Raw genomic sequence first — 19991 nt, forward strand, 5'->3', positions numbered from 1 at the left:
AATTTGAAAGGAAGTAAAGATGGCTCCAAAAGTAAGCATTATAGTACCTGTTTACAATTGCGAGGGGTATTTCTCTGAATGTTTAGACAGTATACTTAATCAAACTTACAAAAATATTGAAATTGTAATTGTAAATGATGGGTCAACCGATCAAAGTGAAAAGATAGTTAATGAATATAAAGTAAAAGACGATAGAATAGTATATTACTATCAAAGTAATTGTGGACCATCTGAAGCACGTAATAAGGGGATTTTAAATTCGACAGGAGAATATTTAACCTTTATTGATGCTGATGATACAGTTGATAAATACTATGTTGAACTTTTACTAAATAAAATGATCAGCTCGGATGCTGATTTAGTTTGTTGTGGTTATAAAGATATTTCAGAATATGGGGTATTGAATTGCATAGATTTTAATTTCAATACTAATGTCTCTCTATATTCTTTCATAGATATGGTATGTAAAGGAACAGGGGGAGTTTTGTGGGGGAAAATGTACAAAAAGGAAATAATTATTAACAATGATTTGAAGTTAGATAAAAACATATTTATGTGTGAAGATTTAGTATTTGTTTTACAATATGTATCTCAATGCGAGTCTTTTTCTTCAATAAAAGAGCCCTTATATAACTACAATAGATGTAATCAAAATAGTATAAGCTCTAATATTTCCATAAGTTATATTCAAAATTATATTACTGTTTGTAAAAAGATAGATGAGATATTTACTTCTATTAATTTAGGCGAACAAAAAATAAATGAGATAATTACAAAAAGAATTCAAGATATTGTAATAACATTAGTCGAGAAACAAAGTATTGAAATAAGAGTTATTGGTATGAAGAATGCCATTGCTAATATAATGAGAATTTTATCTATACCATATATTAAAACACATATAGGTGAATTTTCAACTAATAGTATTTTTTATAAGCCATATATTTTTTTAATTAAAAACAGGCTTATACGGACAAGTATTATTTATGGAATATATCTAAATGCGTTAAGAAATGTTAAAAGGAGAATAAAAATAGGAAAGTAAGTGAGGGTATGAAAAAAATTTGTTATTTGTGATTGATTCGCTAACTATTGGTGGAGCAGAAAAAAGTTTAATATCTTTATTGAATTTGATAAATTCTTCAAAGTACGAAATTGATTTACTGTTATTTAAAACAGGAGGGGATCTTGAAAGTTATGTTCCAAAGAATATAAATATCTTACCAGCTCCAGAATATTTTCGGTATATAAATAATGAAAAAGTCCCTCTAAGTAAAAGTGCCCTCTATCTTTATTATAGAATTAAAACTTCTTTAAGTTTGAGAGTAAATAATTACAAGAAAAATATTTTACATAGTGAGCAAGTAGTGTTTAGAAGTATAAAAAAAATAATAGCTCCAATTCAAAAAAAATATGATGTAGCTATAGCCTATAGTCAAGGAATGCCCACATATTTTGTTGCGAATAAAGTCACCGCGTCAAAAAAATAGCTTGGATTAATACAGATTATATCAATACATTGTATGACAAAGAACTTGACTATGAATCCTATAAGAAGATAGATAAAATCATTGCAGTTTCTCAGAATACTAAAGAATCATTAATGCGGCTTAGAAAAGAATATGCCGATAAGGTTGATATGGTTTTAGATATAATAGATCCAAATATGATTTATAAAATGTCCGAAGAAAATGACGTTAATGAATTCGACAAATCATTTGTAAATATTTTAACAGTTGGAAGGCTAGTGGCCGTAAAATCATATAGTACAGCTATTGAGGTAGCTGATTTATTAAAGAAATCAGGATACAAGTTTAAATGGTTTGGAGTTGGAGAAGGGCCTGAAAAAAAGAAACTTCAAGAATTAATAGATGAATACCAATTGAATGATTGTTTTATACTACTTGGAAAGAAACTGAATCCATATCTCTATATGAAGAATTGCGACATATATGTTCAAACATCTGTAAAGGAAGGATTTGGTCTTACAGTATGTGAAGCTAAGATATTAAAAAAGCCTATTGTATGTACTAATTTTTTTACAGCTAAAGAAATCATTAATCATAATGTAGATGGTTTATTAGTAGAACATAATATAAATAGTATATACAATGGAATAAAAAAGTATTTAGATGATAGTATTTTTAAAGAAAAAATAATAACAGAATTAAATTCCCAAGAACCTTATAGCTCAGTAAATCAATTAAGTAAATTCTATGAACTGATAGAAAATTAATGAGTGGTGATAATGAAATGAAAAAGATTTTTGTAGATGTCTATTTAATGTTTAATTTAGGAGATGATTTATTTCTAGATATTCTTGCAACGAAATACCCGCACTGTAAATTCACAGTTAATTATCTAGGTAAAGATTACGATCAATTTATTTCTCGATACTGCAACGTTAGTAGAAGAAAGTATACAATTCTTAATAAAATTGGGCAACATCTTAAAATATCCGATTCTATAACGAACTATGATAAGGTAGCAGAGGAGCATGATGCATTACTATTTATAGGTGGTTCTATTTTTAGAGAAGAGAAATATCATAACTCATTATATCAGGATAGAATGAGAATGGTTCAGGAATTTAAGAAAAGAGACAAACCAGTATTTATATTAGGTGCAAATTTTGGACCTTATGAGACAGAAGAATTTTTGAATGATTATAAAAAATTTTTTAAGCTATGTGATGATGTTTGTTTTAGAGATGTATATTCATATGAATTATTTAAGGATTTGTCACAGGTTAGATATGCACCAGATATTGTTTTTCAAATGAATATAGATGAATATAAAACTGTACTAAGTAAATGTACAGTTGGATTTTCAATTATAGACGTTAGACATAAACATGGGTTATCAATTTATTATAATGACTATATAAAAAGTACCGTAAAGACAATAGAGTTATTGGTAAACAGGGGATATCAATGTTATTTAATGTCTTTTTGTGAACAAGAGGGAGATTTAGAAATAATAAATACAATTAAATTATATCTTTCTCCTGAAGCATTAAAAAACATTATTATTTATAACTATAAAGGAAACCTAAAAGAAGCTATCAATCTAATAGCTTCTTTTAAGTTTTTTATTGCTGCAAGATTTCATGCAAATATATTAGCGCTATTACTAGGTACTGGAATTATGCCTGTAATATACAGTGAAAAAACCACTAATATGCTGAAAGATATTAACCTTGATCGTATTTTGATAAATATGGAAGAACTTAATTTGCAGTATGATGAAAATATTATAAACAAATCATTCCATAATAAAGCTAATCTGGAATTTATATCAAACAATGCTAAGAACCAGTTTGAAAAATTAAGTGAGTTTCTAGATATGGAAACATTTAAATTGGAGGGAGTATGAAAAAGAGGATTATATTTGTGATTATAAATATGAATGTGGGTGGAACTGAAAAAGCATTGCTTAATATGATAGCAGAGATACCAAAAGATAAGTACGATATAACGATTTTAATGTTAGAAGAGTATGGTGAGTTTTTAAACTCCATTCCTAGTGAAGTTCATGTTGAATATTTAAAAGGATATAGGAATCTAAAAGAGATATTGAATAAGCCTCCTCATATAGTTTCTTTGGATTTTCTTAAAAAAGGAAGAGTAATAAAGGCTTTCAATATAGTATTTTTACATTTACTATCGAAATTTATGAAAGATAGAAGCATTTTCTTTAAATATGTGTTGCGTGATTACCCTGTAATTGATAATGAACTTGATGTTGCAGTGGCTTATGCAGGACCCATGGACTTCATAAGCTATTTCGTTGTAAATAAAATAGCAGCAAAAAAGAAAGTTCAATGGGTACATTTTGATATTACAAAAATAGGATTTAATCAAAAATTCGCGACTAAGACATATGATAAGTTTGACCAAATTTTTGTTGTATCAAATGAGGGGGAATAAATTAATTCATACGCTACCAACCTTAAAAAATAAATTGGATACTTTTTTTAATATTATGTCGCCTGAATTCGTAGCTAAATTGGCTGATGAAGACATAGGATTTGAAGATGATTTTAGTGGAATACGGATCCTTACTGTTGGACGATTGAGCAAAGAAAAGGGACAGGACCTAACGATTCCTGTATTAGCTAAACTTAAAGAAGATGGATACAATGTTAGATGGTATTGCATAGGTGAAGGAAGTGCGAGAATAGAATATGAAAAGCTTATAAAAGAGTATTATGTTCAAAACGACTATATACTTTTAGGAGCTAATCCTAATCCGTATCCTTTTATGAAACAGTGTGATATATATATACAGCCATCTCGTCACGAAGGATACTGTATAACACTTGCGGAAGCGAGATGTTTTGACAATCCTATTGTTAGTACGGATTTTACAGGTGCAAGTGAGCAAATAATTCACGAACAAACAGGTTTAATAGTTAATTTTGATGAGCAACAAATGTATAATGCAATAAGAAAATTATTAGAGGATAAGAAATTAAGAAATAGAATTAGAAAAAATTTACAAAATGAAATTGTGGATACTACAAAAGAAATGGGGAAATTCTACAAAATAATAGATGATATTAGTTAATGTCTCGCGTTTTGCATCATGCTTACTCTAGGCATTTTTGACGTTAATAAAAATGGAATTAATGTAATGATGGGGGATAGATAATGAAGAAAGTATTATTTATGGTCAGTAGCATGAATATAGGCGGTGTAGAAAAATCACTTCTTTCCTTATTATCGGTCATTCCAAAAGAAAAATATAATATTACAGTTCTAGTATTAGAGAAGAAGGGCGGTTTTTTAGAACAGATTCCAGAGTGTGTAAAAGTAGAAGAAGCCGTCTGGTTTAAAAACGTTAAGCCTATAATCATGCAGCCACCGAAGCAAACGATTAAAGATTACTACAATAACAAAGAGTATACAAAAATTCCATCTTTCATATGTTCTTATTTTATATCTAAACAATTAAATAATAGATATGTTTATTATAAGGAAATTTTTAAAGATGTTCCTAATAATACAAATAAATATGATATTGCAATAGCATATCAGGGCCCTACTGATATTGTTGATTACTATATAGCAAATAAAGTAACTGCAGAAAAGAAAATCTCTTGGGTACATTTTGATGTTTCTAAGCATAGGATTAATGAAAAATTATATAACAAACTATATGATATGTTCGATAAGGTGTTTGTGGTTTCTAAAGAAGCCAAGAAACGTTTGATAGAGAAGATACCTACTGTTAAGAGTAAGGCAGATATTTTTCTAAATATCGTATCTTATAATCTAATAAATGAAATGTCAAAAGAAACAATAGAATTTGATGATGACTATAAAGGTATAAAGATTGTAACAGTAGGAAGGCTTTCAAAGGAGAAAGGGCAAGATTTAGCAATTAAGGTTTTATCTAGGTTACGCAAAGATGGATATGATCTAAGGTGGTATTGTATTGGAGACGGTAATAATCGAAAAGACTATGAGATGTTAATAGACAAATATAATTTAAAATATGAGTTTATCTTATTAGGATCAACGCCAAATCCTTATCCGTATATAGCAAAAGCTGACATTTATGTTCAAACATCCAGACATGAGGGATATTGTCTCACTTTAGCAGAAGCAAAGTGCTTAGAAAAACCTATTGTAACAACAAATTTCGTAGGGGCATATGAGCAAATTGAAGATGGTTATACTGGATTTATTGTTGGATGTAATGAAGAAGAACTATACAAAAAGGTTAAATATCTTGTAGATAATAAAATAGCACGAGATAAGTTATCTAATAACTTGTCAAAGTATAAATTCGATACAATAAAAGAAATACAAAAATTTTTCAACTATATTATGTAGAAGGGATTTTTACATATGAATCCTAAAATTAGTATCATTGTTCCGGTATACAAAGTAGAACAGTACATACATAAATGTGTTGATTCTATATTGGCACAAACATTTACAGATTTCGAATTGATACTTGTAGATGATGGATCACCTGATAATTGCGGGAAGATTTGTGATGAGTATGCTGTGAATGATAATAGAATAAAAGTAATGCATAAAGAAAATGGCGGACTAGCATCTGCAAGGAATGCAGGGTTAGATATCGCGGAAGGAGACTATGTAGGGTTTGTTGATAGTGACGACTGGATTGAAACAGACATGTATGAGTTGCTATATAATATGTGCATAGAAAATAACTGTGAGATAGCAAGCTGTGCTAGCAAAATTTATTATAGTGATAAAATTGTAATTACCGGTACTCACCCGCTAATTATTCATGACAGAAACGAAGCAATGAAAACAATGCTTAAAGGTGAATTATATGATGAAGTGGTATGGACAAAATTATTTAAACGAAGTCTGCTAAAGGATATTAAATTTCCAGTTGGCATGACGTATGAAGATACAGCATTTACTTATAAGGTTATCCATAAGAGTGAAAAAGTGTGTTGCATAGGAGAGCCAAAATATCATTACATAAAACGCGATAATAGTATGATGGACAAAGCTGTAAAAGATATAAAAATTGATGCTGTATTGATATATGATGAAATGTGTAAATTTATAAATCAGCATTATAAAGAATCGAGCGATCTAGTCATATTAAAGTTGGCTAATTGTGCAATGGTTGTTTTAAATTTAATATCATTGAGTGGGAAATTTAAAGAACATAAAATAAAATATTATAAGGTTACAAGTATATTAAACAGTTATTTTAATAAAACAATAAAGTTAGAAGAATATGCGAAAACTGTGAAAGTTTTATTGGCTGCCACTAAAGTTCATCCGTTGTTGTATAAATTTATAATCAATAATTTATCAAAAAGGAGACAAGCATGAAGCGGTTTTTATTTAAGGTTTATTATGTAGTCCTTAGAGTTAGAGATACTATTATCACTCAATATAATGAAGTAATATCAGTAACAGTAACGCCCTCTATAATAAAGAAACCTGATGAAACCTTAGATAAGATTGTTAATAATAAATATTCAGTAAGTCGATTTGGTGATGGTGAATTTGTACTTATCCATGGAGAAGGATTGATGTTTCAACCATACTCTGAAGAATTAAAAGTAAAGCTAATGGAAATTATTAAGAGTAAGAAAGAAAAACATATAGTATGTATTCCGAATATTTTTTAAATTGTTGTTTGTTGTGCCGAGAAGCCAAGGGATTATTGGAGGAAATATTTGAATTTAAATCGTAGTAAGATTTATAACATTCTAGATATGAAAAAAGAGTACTACGATGATTAGTTACACAATTATATAGAGCCCATCAAGATAAGAGGAAGGACGAAGAACGTTTTCAGAAGTTTAAGAGGCTTTGGAATGATAGAGATATTGTTGTTGTAGAAGGAACGCAAAGTAGATTGGGTATAGGTAACGATTTATTTAACAATGCTAGATCAATTGAAAGAATAATCTGCCCATCAAAAGATGCATTTTCAAGATAAAATAAAATTTTAAATACGGTAAAAAATCAAGAAAAATCAAAGTTAATATTAATTGCACTTGGTCCATCTGCTACGGTATTAGCATATGAATTATTGTTTTATGGGTATTAAGCTATAGATATTGGTCATATTGATGTAGAATATGAATGGTTTTTACAAAGGGCAACAGAGAAAACACCTGTGAAAAATAAGTATATTGGCGAAGTTAAGGATGGAACTAATGTTGATGAAATTAAAGGTTTAAAGTATGAGAGGGAGATTATTATCAGGATAATATAAGAAGTTTAATATTTATTATCTCAACTCTTAGTGTAACCAATCTTAGGTTGCGAAGGGGATTAATTATGAGAACGACACATTCAATAAAGAATATATATATAAGTATATTCTCTCAGATAATTATTATAATATTAGGTTTTATATCAAGAAAAGTTTTTCTAGATAGTCTAGGGGTTAATTATCTAGGAATCGATGGTTTATTAACTAATATTCTGTCTATGCTGGCATTAGTTGAAGGTGGGATAGGAGCAAGCATAGTATACAACTTGTATAAGCCACTAGCAGAGAATGATAAAAACAAAGTAATAGCATTAGTTCAATTATATAAGAAGGTATACGGAATATTAGCTATAATTGTTCTTTTTATAAGTATTATTATATATCCATTTTTAAATCATTTAATGAAAGATGGAAGTTCAATATCAAATATTACAATAATATATTTTCTGTTTGTGGCAAAAAATGTAATTTCGTATTTGAATGCACATAAGTGGTCTTTGATAAATGCAGATCAAAGAGGATATGTATTAGCTAAAATGAACCTTATGTTTCAAGTATTTACTACTATAGCCAAAATAATAGTCCTAGTTTCAACACAAAATTATATACTGTATTTGATAATAGAACTGGGTATATACATGCTTCAAAATATAATTAATGGCAAGATTGTAAACAAAAGATATCAATATATCAAAACGAATGAAAAATACTCTATAGATAAAGATACAAAAGAAAACTTAATAAAAAATGTAAAGGCAATGTTTTTGCATAATATAGGTGGTTATATTGTCTTTGGTACAGACAATGTACTTATATCTTCCTTTGTAAGTCTCGCAATGGTAGGGATTTATTCTAATTATACAATGATAATAAATCAGTTATCATCCCTAGTAAATCCTATACTAAATGGGATTGGGGCTAGTGTAGGAAACCTAATTGCTACTGAAAGTAAGGATAAAAGCTATACTATATTCAAGATAGCGTACTTAGTTAATTTTTGGATCTATTCATTTTGTGCAATATTTTTATATAACTTATTAGGACCATTTATTAGTTGGTGGCTTGGAAAAGAATATTTATTAGACCATATCACATTTATTGTAATACTAATAAATTTTTATTTGACTGGAATGAGAACAGCGATAGCAACTTTTAAAAATAAAGCAGGGTTATTTGTTCAAGATAAGTATGCTGCACTAATTGAAGCTTGTATAAACTTGACTTCATCGTTGATTTTGGTGAACTATTTTGGTTTAGTAGGAATATTTATAGGAACCACAATAAGTACAATTACCACTGTATTTTGGACTCAACCGTATATTGTTTATAAGAATGTTTTTAAGAAATCAGTTTGGTCATATTTTTTCAAATATGGAATTTATACTGTTCTAACACTTACAACTTGCTTTATAACAACAAACATATGCAATGCTCTTATAGAAGGAAACAGCTTTATGTCTTTAGTGGGAAAAGGGATGATCTGTTTAATAGTCCCTAACGTAACATACAGTTTAATATTTTTTAACAGCAAAGAATTTCAATATATAAAGAATGTTTTCAGTTCCGTACTATTAGGGTTAAAAATAAAATTAACCTCGGCGAAGTAATTTTTATGACTCAAGGGTTGGAAATATGATTGGGCACTTATGAAGAAATTTAGTGTATATCGTGGCGGTTTTCAGATATTAAACCGTCTATCCCTAACCAAACATTAGTGATTGCTAAACTAAAGCAGATAGTTTCCAACCAGCAAATTACAAAATACATTTCTCTATATCAAAAAAAGTGAATTAAGGCTTCTGATTGATAATAGTGATTCGTTTATTGAGTCACAAGCTGACAATTATTTGTGTGTGAGAAGTATAATTGGAATCCTTAGAAAACAGGAGAAATTCGTATTTCATGCACTACAAACTTTTCTAGAAATGAGAGATATAGAATTGTTTTCAACAAAGTAAAGAGAGTGGCTGAGTAGTTAAGTAGAAATTATACAAAAGTAACTTTTATAGTATATTTTAATTCGTATAAATTAGAACATCTATCCATACAATAATTAAATTTAATGAATATACTGCTACTGAGAAGTGAAGGTGTATTTTAAAGTATGGAAAGGATGAGTGGTATTTAGTGGGGAATGGTTATTATATTATTGAACTTGAGCGTTGGGGAATTAAAAATGACGGGACAGCTCCGGCAGAAACTACACAGGGATTGAATAATGCTATTTTATGGGCAAAAGATAATGGATTTCAAATAGTTGTATTACCGAAAGGAACTTATCTCGTAGCAAAAAACTCTTTTGTGAAACTTTGTAGTAATACCACATATAAATTTAATGAGTGTATATTTATAAAAGAATCTAATAATCTTACAAAATATAATATATTGTTATGCGATGGGATAAAAAACGTGAAGATAGAGGGTGCTATAGTAAAAGGGGATAGGGAAACTCATGATTATTCAAGTGGTGGTACACATGAATGGGGTCACGGTATCGAATGTAAAAACTCATGTTATAATATCTTGATAAAAGACTGTGAGGTAAGTGAGTGTACAGGGGATGGATATGTGACATCTATGGATTTTTCTGCAATAGGTGGAGTGCAACATCCGGCCGATTTTGCAAAAGGAGATATTGATAGTCAAGGGAATCTAGACACTACAAAAACTAATTATACAACAGTGACAAAGTTTTTTGATGTTACAGGAGATTTGGTGAAATCTGTTGGTTATTTTTATTACTCGGGAGACGGGTATGGTGGATATGGGAATGGAAGTAACTTAAATAAAACTATTATAAAGGTACATTTTTATACAGCAAATGGTTCATATTTAGGTTATAAAAATACAAGATCCTATGAATTTGTATATCTAGATTCAATGCCCGTAGGGACAACGAAAGTCAGATTTTCATTTCTGCAGAATTATGACTTAATGAATGGTAACTTACATTATGTAATGTGTACCAAAATTCCACAATATGTATACTTTGTTAATTGTAAATCTTACAAAAACAGAAGACTTGGAGCTTCAGTTAATGGAGGAAGATTTATAACATTTGATAGTTGTGAAATTTTTAATAATAGCAATCCTATGAATAATTCAATAGGTTGCAATCCAGGTTATGGAATTGATATTGAAGATGGATATATGACTAATCAAAAGATAACTATTAGAAACTCTAATATATATGATAATAGAGCTGGAGCGTTTATATGTGTTAGTACTAGAGGTGTTTATTTAGAAAATAATAAAATTAAAGGAAATGTTAATTTATCAGGAAGTGGCGATGACTATTTATCTGTAAATAATATGTATTATGGGTCTATTGCAGGTAAATCTATAACAAGTGGAATTGAGGCAGATGGAACATTTTGTACATTTAGAAATGATTCTATATTTGGTCAAGCTTGTAGTATCACTGGAGGAAACACCACTTTAGATAATTGCGTTTTTTCAAAAAGTACTGTTTCTTTAGGTGGAGAAACGGTGAAAGTTAGTAACTGCAAATTAACTTTTGATGATCCTGACAAAGACGGAATATTTGGTTTTAGTAACAAAAATTTAGAGATACGTGATTCGTTATTTGATATTAGAAGGGCTAAGGGGCTAGCATCAGCTAGTTATGCTCAAACTGAGAATGCTATATTTTCTCATGTAAAGTTTTTAACAAATGAATGTAGTGGTGGACATTACGTAGGAGCTAAGAATCTAATTGTAGAAAACTGTGAGTTTATTCATAGTGGTAACGTAGCTAATTATAGTCGTATGATGGCATCTGAATCCATGAGGGTTGAAAATACTATTATTAAAAATCAATCTTTTAGGTTTGATGGAGGCGATATCTATGGTATTGAGAGATTAGCTAAAAATACAGGTTATACCACGCATAGTTTTAGGAATAACCAAATTATTTGGGATGCATCTTATGGACTAGCAACCCATGAAGCAAGAGGATCGGGAGTTTCATTTATTTATATCCCAAGATTAGAGATTGCGGGTAATAATCTTGAAGTTAATGGGAAAATTAATTCTCTTGGTTCTCAGCAAACTCTTAGGGTCTTTACTGAGAATTATTTAAATCTTTCTAATAACACAATTGTTACTACCAATGATACTGGTATTAATACTATAGGGACTATTACTATAGAAGGTGCATATCGGAAACCAGGTTCAACACTAGCAATTCCAAAAACGCTTATAGTGGCACAAAATAATAACAAAATTAATTCAGATATTGTATTCACTACAAATGTAAATTCACAATTAGAAAAGAATGTATTAGGAAACATCTTGTTAGCTTCTCTAGTTTCATCAGAGCCTACATTCGGTAAATATAGTCGTGGAGAATTGTTGTACAATAGTGTTCCGACTGCCGGTGGGTATGTTGGATGGGTTTGCATAGCTGCAGGTACGGCAAATAACAGCGCATGGGTAGCGAATAAAGGATATTCAATCAATAGTTTGATGAATAGTAATGGAAAAGTTTATAAATGTATAGTAGCAGGAACTAGTGGTATAATTGCACCTTCACATACTAATGGTACAGCCACGGATGGTAGTGTAACATGGCAATATGTGGATACCTTAGCTGTATTTAAAACATTTGGATTAATTTCAAGCTAGAATAAATTTTGTTCTAGCTTTTTTATTTAAAGCAATTTGGTCATTAAAATATTACATACTGTATTCTTACCAATACCATTTTCAAGTAAATCTTATTGAAATAGGAGATAGTACATTTATATACAGGTATGGAGGAATGTATAAAAACTAAAATATAGACATGAAAGGAGTGCAACTGCTACGGAGATTTCAAAAAATGACACGAAAATGCTAAAAGGAGTAGCTATTTTATTCATGCTGCTCCTTCATTTGTTTTGTCGGAAAGAGGTTAATGGATTGTATGAGACATTTCCAATAGTTAACGGAGTGCCTTTAGTTTACTACATAGGATTATTTGGTGATGCGTGCGTTCCGATATATTGTTTCGTAAGTGGATATGGATTATTTATGGTGCATAGCAAGGAACAGACATCTAATCTATTAAAGAACTTTACACGTATTTTCAAGCTGCTGATTAACTTTTGGATCGTGTTAATCATGTTTTTTGCTATTGGATTCCTTGCTGGCAAGGCAGAATCTTTTCCAGGTGGCATAGCTGAATTTTTCCTCAATTTTTTTGTATTATCAAATTCATATAATGGTGCATGGTGGTTTTTACAAACATATATTATTCTTGTCTTTTTTGCACCTGTTCTTACTAAATTAGTCAGAAAATATAATTCCTTGAGTTTGTTAATCATTTTTGGTGTTATATATTTAGCGAGTTATATTCAGCGTATCAAACATGTCTTTGATTTTGGAGATTATATAGTTCTAAATGCGTTTGTAAATGCTATGGTGTTGGTTGGTACATCTTTACTGCCATTTATTGTTGGTTCTATTTTTGCAAAAGAAAAGGTATATTCGAAACTATACAATATGTGTTACAACTTGTCTTATAAGAATACACTTTGTGTTATTGGCATAGTCATGTTGGTAATTATCCATTCTTTTTATGAATCTATGATCATAGCGCCTTTTACAGCTATTGCGTTTATATGTTTCTTCAATTTTATGAATAAGCGTAGATTCATACAAAAGATATTTACCTTTTTTGGTAATCATTCAACAAACATATGGTTAACCCATATGTTTTTTTATATGTCAATTTTTCCAGAACTTACATTTGCACCTAGATATCCCATCCTAATTTTTAGTTGGTTGATAGTGCTTTGTCTTGGTTCATCATATGTAATAAATGTCCTATATAAGCCTATAATACGAATTATTGATAAAAAGAGTTTCCTTGTACGTGATAATGAAAAAGCAGTTGGTTAGAATTATTTCACTTAAACTATAAGATTTTTAAATAAGTGTACAGCTCAACAAACGAATTGAGCTGTTTTTTTGTTTTTTAATGCAAGAATCTAGGAGGCTTTAGGAAAAGAGGGTATTCAAAGAATGATAATAACTTTGGGAGGAAAGAATATATGAAAATCCTAATCACAGGTGGAGCAGGCTATATCGGAACTCATACGTGCGTAGAGTTGTTGAATGCTGGATATGAGATAATCGTAGTTGACAATTTTTCAAACAGCAAACCAGAAGCTTTAAATCGTGTTCGCGAAATTACAGGAAAAGATTTTCTATTTTATCAGGCAGATTTATTAGATAAGGCTGCATTAGATACTATTTTTTCTGAAAATCAGATTGATGCTGTTATCCATTTTGCAGGATTAAAGGCAGTAGGGGAGTCGGTTAATTTACCAATTTGGTATTATCATAATAACATTACAGGTACTCTTGTACTATGTGAAGTCATGAAAAAGTATGGTGTAAAGAAGATGGTCTTCAGTTCTTCGGCTACTGTATACGGAATGCCGGAATCTGTGCCTATACCTGAAGAATGTTCACTTGGAGCAACGAACCCTTATGGGCGCACGAAACAGATGATCGAAGAAATGTTACGTGATCTGTATGTGTCTGACCATGATTGGAGCGTTGCTCTTTTACGTTATTTCAATCCGATTGGAGCGCATAAAAGCGGACGAATTGGAGAAGATCCAAGTGGTATTCCAAATAATCTTATTCCATACATTACACAAGTAGCTGTTGGAAAGCTAAGTGAGCTAAGCGTTTTTGGTAATGACTATTCAACGCAGGATGGTACAGGTGTGAGAGATTATATACATGTTGTAGATCTTGCGATGGGGCACTTGAGGGCTCTTGGAAAGGTATTGGGTTCTAATGGGGTAGAAGCATATAATTTGGGAACTGGTCATGGTTATAGTGTATTTGAAATGGTTACTGCCTTTGAAAAAGCATCAGGTAAGGGAATTCCATATAGAATTGTAGATCGTCGCCCGGGTGATGTAGCTATTTGTTATGCAGATGCAACAAAGGCCAAACTAGAGCTGGGATGGGTTGCTGAAAAAGGAATCGAAGAAATGTGTGAAGATTCATGGAGATGGCAGTCAAATAATCCAAATGGTTATGAGGAAGAAGTTGATACACTAACGGTAAATGGTGTGACAGAATAAAATAATTATGGATGAGGTTTACTTTGTTTAATAGTAGAAAGTAAATGCTAATTTAATTGGAAACAGCCGAACTTTCTATATTCAATCATATTTTACGAAAGCAGGGTTAAATATGAATGTTTCTGAGAAATTAACTCAACAACAATTTCAGGAGATACTTATGCATATATACAAAAGAGGTCAAGAATCAAAAAATGTGGAAGTAAAATGTTTAATAGAAGAAATTAAGCAGCAACTTATTTCAATTATGTATACGAAAAATTAACGGAATATTCCCAAGAGATGAAATTTAAAATATTCATGAGGCTTATTATGGAATTATATAACGATAGTCTTTCATATTATTTATCTGTAAAAAGGCATTCACAAGAATCTTAGTTAGGAGTCTGGTCTAATGAAGCGACTTTTTGATTTAGTGGTTTCTTTATTTTTATTATTGTGTTTCTCTTCTGTTATCTTTGTAGTAGCTGTTTTGATTAGATTGAAACTAGGATCTCCTATACTATTCAAACAACAACGTCCGGGGCTATATGGAAAACCATTCTATCTTTACAAATTTCGTACAATGACTGACGCAAGGGATAATAATGGTGAGTTCTTATCTGATCAAGTTAGGTTAACCTCATTTGGGAAATTTCTTAGAAAATATAGTTTAGATGAATTGCCGCAGCTTATAAATGTTGTAAAGGGTGATCTAAGTTTAGTAGGACCGCGGCCCTTATTAATGGAATACTTACCTTTATATTCTTATGAACAAGCTAAAAGACATCATGTAAAACCGGGAATTACTGGGTGGGCCCAAGTGAATGGGAGAAATGCGATTACTTGGGAAGAAAAATTTGAATTAGATGTATGGTATGTAAATAATCAATCTTTTTTATTCGATATGAAAATATTATTTCTTACAGTAATAAAAGTGTTTAAATCAGAAGGAATAAACCAAGTTGGTCACGTAACAATGGAACGTTTTACAGGTGCAAAATCAGCTGTAAGAGAGGGTAGCAAATGAAAATTGTAATGATTGGACAAGGTGGTCATAGCAAGGTCGTACAGGATATTATTTTATCAAACAATGAATATGAAATCGTTGGATATTTAGATGATCGATATGAAGATATAGCTATTGTAGATAGTATTTATTTTGGGCCGATTTCATCTGCACACGAAATGATGAATTATTTTAATCAAATAAAATTTGTTATCACGATAGGGGATAATAAAGTTAGAAAGTTAATTGTTGGAAAATTGTGTTTGTCAGAAAATTATTACGCCACGTTAATACATAAAACAGCCGTTGTCAGTCCTAGTGCTAAGATAGGAAACGGTACAGTTGTCATGCCCAATGTAGTGATAAATGCCGATACTCAAATTGGCAATCATGTCATTATAAATACAGGTTCTGTCGTTGAACACGACAATATAGTAGATAATTTTGTGCATATTTCTCCTCACGTTACACTTACAGGTTCTGTCATCATAGAAGAAGGGGCACATATAGGGGCAGCGGCTACTATGATTCCAAGTGTCAAAGTCAGAGAATGGTCTATTATTGGAGCAGGATCTGTTGTAATAAATGATATTCCGCCTAATTGTACTGCTGTTGGTATTCCAGCCAAAATTATCAATGAAGTAAGTTACTAGGGGTGATAAAAATGGTAATGACACAACAAAAAAAACGAATCTATCTTTCTTCTCCGCATATGAGCGGTAATGAACAAAAATATATTCAAGATGCATTTGATACAAATTGGATTGCTCCTCTTGGTCCAAATGTAGATGCATTTGAAAAGGAACTTGCATCTTTTGTTGGAGCTAAGGATGCGGCAGCGGTTAGTTCAGGCACTGCTGCTATTCATTTGGCCCTGCGGTTATTAGATGTTCAAAAAGGGGATAAAGTGTTTTGCTCAAGTCTTACTTTTGTAGCAAGTGCAAATCCAATTGTTTATTTAGGAGCTGAACCTATATTTATTGATTCAGAGCCGGAAACCTGGAACATGTCGCCTCGAGCATTGGAATGTGCGTTATGTGATGCTCATAAAGAAGGGGAATTGCCAAAGGCCGTTATCGTTGTTAACTTATATGGGCAGAGCGCGAAAATGGATGAAATTCTTTCATTATGCAATGAATATGATGTTCCTGTAATTGAGGATGCAGCAGAATCTCTTGGTTCTACATATAAAGGAAAACCAAGTGGAAAATTCGGAAAATTCGGTATTTATTCATTCAATGGAAATAAAATTATTACAACTTCTGGTGGAGGAATGCTTGTTTCTGATGATGTTGAGGCATTACAGAAAGCGCGGTTTTTAGCAACTCAAGCAAGGGATCTAGCGCCTCACTACCAGCATAGTGAGATGGGTTATAATTATCGAATGAGTAATATATTGGCCGGTGTTGGAAGAGCTCAATTAGAGGTGTTAGAAGATAGAGTGAGAGCTAGAAGATTCATATTTGAACGGTATTACCAAGAACTATCTAGCATACCTGGATTTTACTTTATGCCTGAACTAGAAAACACTTGCTCGAATCGTTGGCTTACCACTTTAACGATTGATGAAAAAGAAGCAGGTATATCTATAGAATCACTATTGGAATCCTTGGCTGAAGAAAATATTGAAGCTCGTCCTGTTTGGAAGCCACTTCATATGCAGCCGCTTTTTGAAGGGATGAAATATTATCCTCATAGCGAAAATAATCATGTGTCTGAACAGCTATTTAAAATGGGGATTTGTCTGCCTTCTAGTTCCAACATGACAAAGGAGGATCAACTAAGGGTCATTCAATGTATCAAAAACGCTTTATAAACTAAAGCACCTTTTGAATGGTATGTGTACACTCAGAAGGTGCTTTTATATGAATTATTACTTTTGAAATGGGGTTAAATACGAATAAAAGTAGTTGGATGTATCTTCTTCTCGTGATGTTTTCTTCTTTTGTGAAGCTTTTCCTTTAGTTGAATATCAAGGCAATCTCTATAAAGAATGTAATTATAAGTATACATAATCTTATGGTAATTGCTCTTTGTCTTTTTATACGCAAGTGTTAAAAGTGAAAACATAGTGCGGAACCTCCTTGATAAACTTTATGAGCGCAAAGAAGTATGTATTCAATGATGTGTAACTCATTAGCTATTTTGCATTACTATTTCTTAATAATTTTATTTATGATGATTGTACATTTCTTTTTAAAAAATCGTATTTTTATATTGAGTTTCTTGTTACAAAAATACTTTATGACCATCAGCCTTTTATATCTTAACAGTTTTTAGAAGAAGGGTAAATCTTAGTCTTCCTTATAGGAAATTGTATGATATGAAAAAATGGGGCTAAGGAGGGGTATAAACGAATGATTGGGAAAAATATTTATCGATTTCGAAAAAATAGGGGGCTTACTTTATCTGAACTAGCAGAAAGGGCTGGAATTTCTAAATCCTATTTAAGTAATATTGAAAGAAATATAAACCAAAACCCATCTATCCAAGTGATGGAAAAGATAGCGTTGGTATTGGAGGCAGATCTCAATACATTACTCGAAGCGAAAACAAATGTAGAAAAAAAGCAACAGATTGAAAGAGAGTGGATTGATTTTGTTTATGAATTAAAAAAAGCAGGGATTGATAAAGAGGAGCTTCGGGAATATAAAATTTTAATTGATTTCATTAAATGGCAGAATTCAGGAGTAAACAAGTAAGGGAAGTGTTCGTTTTCATTATTATTACGGATTTTATGTTATGTAGTGTGTTGCAAAACTTATCTCCATATAGAAATTGCAGGTCTCTCCTTATGATAACCCGAATTTCTTATTCGCCTAAACGTGTCTTACAAAGGTTGTTTCATTATGTTGACAGTAGTGCTCTGCTCATTTTTTTACTTCTATCTTTTCAGGTTGAATATGGTAAACTTCATTTCATGTAAAATTGTAAGCGCTTTTTCTGCCTTTAATCTTACCAGTAATACCCCACCTCAAAGTTCGGAAGAAAGCAAAGAAGTTAGGTGGGGAATAAACTGCTGGTGTGTGCTTGATTGGGCGGACCTTGGTTACAGAAGGATGGAGCCCTAATGATGAAAGTTTTGCTTTTACAAAATAGAGTTTATATTGCTTCTCAACTCTCTAACGACATAATATAGTGTGTAAAAAGTTATACCCCCTCTTTTTATATAACCTTACATATTCAAAGAAAAGGTGCCTCTCCTTACTATTTGATCCCAATTCGAAAGAGAGTTCTATTTTAGAAGGCAGTACCCAGTTGTATATCGCTATCAGACGATGTTTAATTGTATCAAAATCTAAAAAGTTGAAGTAAGCAAAATTTATGTATTGCTTAAATGATTTAAATTCTCTGTCTCTGATTGCGTTGTATTCCCACCATAGATTTCCTTTTCTTTTGAGAGGGAGCTGTTTTATATTGTCTAATTGTGGAAACAAAGTATAGACGATCGCTAAAGTTCTAAGGACTCTTTTTAAAGTTTTGTGAGAAGCTGCTTCTTTAAATAAAACGGTATAATCTAGTTTGTCATGCAACATGTATATCATTTGAATCATATCTATAAAGTACTTTAAAGAATTCAAATTATGCTTCCAACCATGAAGGCAAATCATATAAAAGGTATGATAATCAGATAGTTCTTTTATATGGTTATACGGTTTTAAAGACTTTGCTTGATTCCAAAATTCTTCTATTTGAAGATTGGATGTGTTTTCTTTTAATAGATCCCAATGTATCTCAACCGTTAGCGGAATTGTTGAGCCAGGCAATATCTTACTAAGGCTACAATGGAAATGAGAAGGGATATATTCTTCTTCAACTGTAAATCCTAGCGATTTTATGCAATCAATTGCTTTTTTAAATCGGGTGCTTTGATTAACAAATCAATATCTGATGTCGATCTAGCGCCTATGTGACCAAAATATTTTTCAGCGAATACCACACCTTTAAGTGGAATAACATCAACTTCAATATCCTCAAATTTGTTTAGGATTTGTTCTATTTGATTTTTAATGAATAAATTTAGGTATAATGTCTCGTTGTATTTTTGAGTTAACTGTTCTTGAAAAAAAGGGGTGTCTGATTAAGTATCCCTTGTTGTTTTAATAAATAATAAATTTGGGAGTGAATTTCAAAAAACTCAATATCCCCCATGGCTTGTTTATAAAATTCTTCGTCAGTTGGTACAGGAATTT

The 19991-nt window shown here is 31.0% G+C and carries 16 protein-coding genes and 3 pseudogenes; 18 read left to right on the forward strand and 1 reads right to left on the reverse strand.

Features of this window, described 5'->3' with window-relative positions; translation table 11 throughout:
- Window positions 1-19: 19 nt before the first annotated feature.
- The 18 genes and pseudogenes from ACEWFJ_RS10175 to ACEWFJ_RS10260 all read left to right on the forward strand — a co-directional run bounded on the left by ACEWFJ_RS10175 (window position 20) and on the right by ACEWFJ_RS10260 (window position 18500).
- Window positions 20-1045, forward strand: a complete 1026-nt coding sequence (locus ACEWFJ_RS10175) for a glycosyltransferase family 2 protein (protein WP_473691952.1) — start codon at window positions 20-22, stop codon at window positions 1043-1045.
- A 19-nt stretch (window positions 1046-1064) separates the two neighbouring features.
- Window positions 1065-1490 carry a hypothetical protein gene (locus ACEWFJ_RS10180; RefSeq protein ID WP_473691954.1) on the forward strand — a complete coding sequence of 142 codons (426 nt, stop codon included), beginning with the start codon at window positions 1065-1067 and terminating at the stop codon, window positions 1488-1490.
- A gap of 29 nt (window positions 1491-1519) precedes the next feature.
- Entirely contained in the window at window positions 1520-2236 is a 717-nt protein-coding gene (locus ACEWFJ_RS10185; protein WP_473691956.1) for a glycosyltransferase, read from the forward strand.
- Between the two features lie 17 nt (window positions 2237-2253).
- Complete coding sequence (locus ACEWFJ_RS10190; RefSeq protein ID WP_473691958.1) at window positions 2254-3375, forward strand: polysaccharide pyruvyl transferase family protein; 1122 nt, start codon at window positions 2254-2256, stop codon at window positions 3373-3375.
- Window positions 3372-4569 (forward strand): annotated as a pseudogene (locus ACEWFJ_RS10195) (glycosyltransferase). The gene ACEWFJ_RS10190 and the pseudogene ACEWFJ_RS10195 overlap by 4 nt, the downstream one beginning before the upstream one ends.
- An 83-nt stretch (window positions 4570-4652) precedes the next feature.
- Window positions 4653-5840, forward strand: a complete 1188-nt coding sequence (locus ACEWFJ_RS10200; RefSeq protein ID WP_473691960.1) for a glycosyltransferase — start codon at window positions 4653-4655, stop codon at window positions 5838-5840.
- A gap of 15 nt (window positions 5841-5855) precedes the next feature.
- Window positions 5856-6830 (forward strand): glycosyltransferase, encoded by a 975-nt coding sequence (locus tag ACEWFJ_RS10205; protein WP_473691962.1) that lies wholly within the window; start codon window positions 5856-5858, stop codon window positions 6828-6830.
- Window positions 6827-7132 carry a GT-D fold domain-containing glycosyltransferase gene (locus tag ACEWFJ_RS10210; RefSeq protein ID WP_473691964.1) on the forward strand — a complete coding sequence of 102 codons (306 nt, stop codon included), beginning with the start codon at window positions 6827-6829 and terminating at the stop codon, window positions 7130-7132. Before ACEWFJ_RS10205 ends, ACEWFJ_RS10210 begins: the two co-directional genes overlap by 4 nt.
- Before the next feature lie 173 nt (window positions 7133-7305).
- Window positions 7306-7725: pseudogene (locus tag ACEWFJ_RS10215) on the forward strand (GT-D fold domain-containing glycosyltransferase); the annotation flags it as partial.
- A gap of 65 nt (window positions 7726-7790) precedes the next feature.
- Entirely contained in the window at window positions 7791-9332 is a 1542-nt protein-coding gene (locus ACEWFJ_RS10220) for a lipopolysaccharide biosynthesis protein (protein WP_473691966.1), read from the forward strand.
- 520 nt (window positions 9333-9852) lie between these two features.
- Window positions 9853-12351 (forward strand): right-handed parallel beta-helix repeat-containing protein, encoded by a 2499-nt coding sequence (locus ACEWFJ_RS10225; RefSeq protein WP_473691968.1) that lies wholly within the window; start codon window positions 9853-9855, stop codon window positions 12349-12351.
- Window positions 12352-12558: 207 nt separating this feature from the next.
- On the forward strand, window positions 12559-13608 hold the full coding sequence (locus tag ACEWFJ_RS10230) for an acyltransferase family protein (protein WP_473691970.1): 1050 nt from the start codon (window positions 12559-12561) through the stop codon (window positions 13606-13608).
- Between the two features lie 152 nt (window positions 13609-13760).
- Window positions 13761-14810 carry a UDP-glucose 4-epimerase GalE gene (gene galE, locus ACEWFJ_RS10235; RefSeq protein ID WP_473691972.1) on the forward strand — a complete coding sequence of 350 codons (1050 nt, stop codon included), beginning with the start codon at window positions 13761-13763 and terminating at the stop codon, window positions 14808-14810.
- A 112-nt stretch (window positions 14811-14922) separates the two neighbouring features.
- The gene (locus tag ACEWFJ_RS10240; protein ID WP_473691974.1) at window positions 14923-15075 is read left to right on the forward strand and encodes a YwzD family small protein; all 153 of its coding nucleotides are present in this window, start codon (window positions 14923-14925) and stop codon (window positions 15073-15075) included.
- Between the two features lie 129 nt (window positions 15076-15204).
- On the forward strand, window positions 15205-15819 hold the full coding sequence (locus tag ACEWFJ_RS10245) for a sugar transferase (RefSeq protein ID WP_473691976.1): 615 nt from the start codon (window positions 15205-15207) through the stop codon (window positions 15817-15819).
- Entirely contained in the window at window positions 15816-16451 is a 636-nt protein-coding gene (locus ACEWFJ_RS10250; protein ID WP_473691978.1) for an acetyltransferase, read from the forward strand. The genes ACEWFJ_RS10245 and ACEWFJ_RS10250 overlap by 4 nt, the downstream gene beginning before the upstream one ends.
- An 11-nt stretch (window positions 16452-16462) precedes the next feature.
- Window positions 16463-17614 (forward strand): aminotransferase class I/II-fold pyridoxal phosphate-dependent enzyme, encoded by a 1152-nt coding sequence (locus ACEWFJ_RS10255; protein ID WP_473691980.1) that lies wholly within the window; start codon window positions 16463-16465, stop codon window positions 17612-17614.
- A gap of 541 nt (window positions 17615-18155) precedes the next feature.
- Complete coding sequence (locus tag ACEWFJ_RS10260) at window positions 18156-18500, forward strand: helix-turn-helix domain-containing protein (protein ID WP_473691982.1); 345 nt, start codon at window positions 18156-18158, stop codon at window positions 18498-18500.
- A gap of 420 nt (window positions 18501-18920) precedes the next feature.
- On the opposite strand, the pseudogene ACEWFJ_RS10265 reads toward ACEWFJ_RS10260, so the two are convergent.
- Window positions 18921-19810: pseudogene (locus tag ACEWFJ_RS10265) on the reverse strand (nucleotidyltransferase family protein).
- Between the last annotated feature and the right edge of the window lie 181 nt (window positions 19811-19991).

It is taken from the genome of Bacillus sp. EA-CB0995, from assembly GCF_055814245.1.

What these genes read in the sequence shown, in the direction of transcription:
- ACEWFJ_RS10255 (WP_473691980.1), top strand. Translation starts at nt 16,463, where the DNA reads ATGGTAATGACACAACAAAAAAAACGAATCTATCTTTCTTCTCCGCAT.
- ACEWFJ_RS10210 (WP_473691964.1), top strand. Translation starts at nt 6,827, where the DNA reads ATGAAGCGGTTTTTATTTAAGGTTTATTATGTAGTCCTTAGAGTTAGA.
- ACEWFJ_RS10240 (WP_473691974.1), top strand. Translation starts at nt 14,923, where the DNA reads ATGAATGTTTCTGAGAAATTAACTCAACAACAATTTCAGGAGATACTT.
- ACEWFJ_RS10200 (WP_473691960.1), top strand. Translation starts at nt 4,653, where the DNA reads ATGAAGAAAGTATTATTTATGGTCAGTAGCATGAATATAGGCGGTGTA.
- ACEWFJ_RS10175 (WP_473691952.1), top strand. Translation starts at nt 20, where the DNA reads ATGGCTCCAAAAGTAAGCATTATAGTACCTGTTTACAATTGCGAGGGG.
- ACEWFJ_RS10245 (WP_473691976.1), top strand. Translation starts at nt 15,205, where the DNA reads ATGAAGCGACTTTTTGATTTAGTGGTTTCTTTATTTTTATTATTGTGT.
- galE (WP_473691972.1), top strand. Translation starts at nt 13,761, where the DNA reads ATGAAAATCCTAATCACAGGTGGAGCAGGCTATATCGGAACTCATACG.
- ACEWFJ_RS10230 (WP_473691970.1), top strand. Translation starts at nt 12,559, where the DNA reads ATGCTAAAAGGAGTAGCTATTTTATTCATGCTGCTCCTTCATTTGTTT.
- ACEWFJ_RS10190 (WP_473691958.1), top strand. Translation starts at nt 2,254, where the DNA reads ATGAAAAAGATTTTTGTAGATGTCTATTTAATGTTTAATTTAGGAGAT.
- ACEWFJ_RS10220 (WP_473691966.1), top strand. Translation starts at nt 7,791, where the DNA reads ATGAGAACGACACATTCAATAAAGAATATATATATAAGTATATTCTCT.
- ACEWFJ_RS10260 (WP_473691982.1), top strand. Translation starts at nt 18,156, where the DNA reads ATGATTGGGAAAAATATTTATCGATTTCGAAAAAATAGGGGGCTTACT.
- ACEWFJ_RS10250 (WP_473691978.1), top strand. Translation starts at nt 15,816, where the DNA reads ATGAAAATTGTAATGATTGGACAAGGTGGTCATAGCAAGGTCGTACAG.
- ACEWFJ_RS10205 (WP_473691962.1), top strand. Translation starts at nt 5,856, where the DNA reads ATGAATCCTAAAATTAGTATCATTGTTCCGGTATACAAAGTAGAACAG.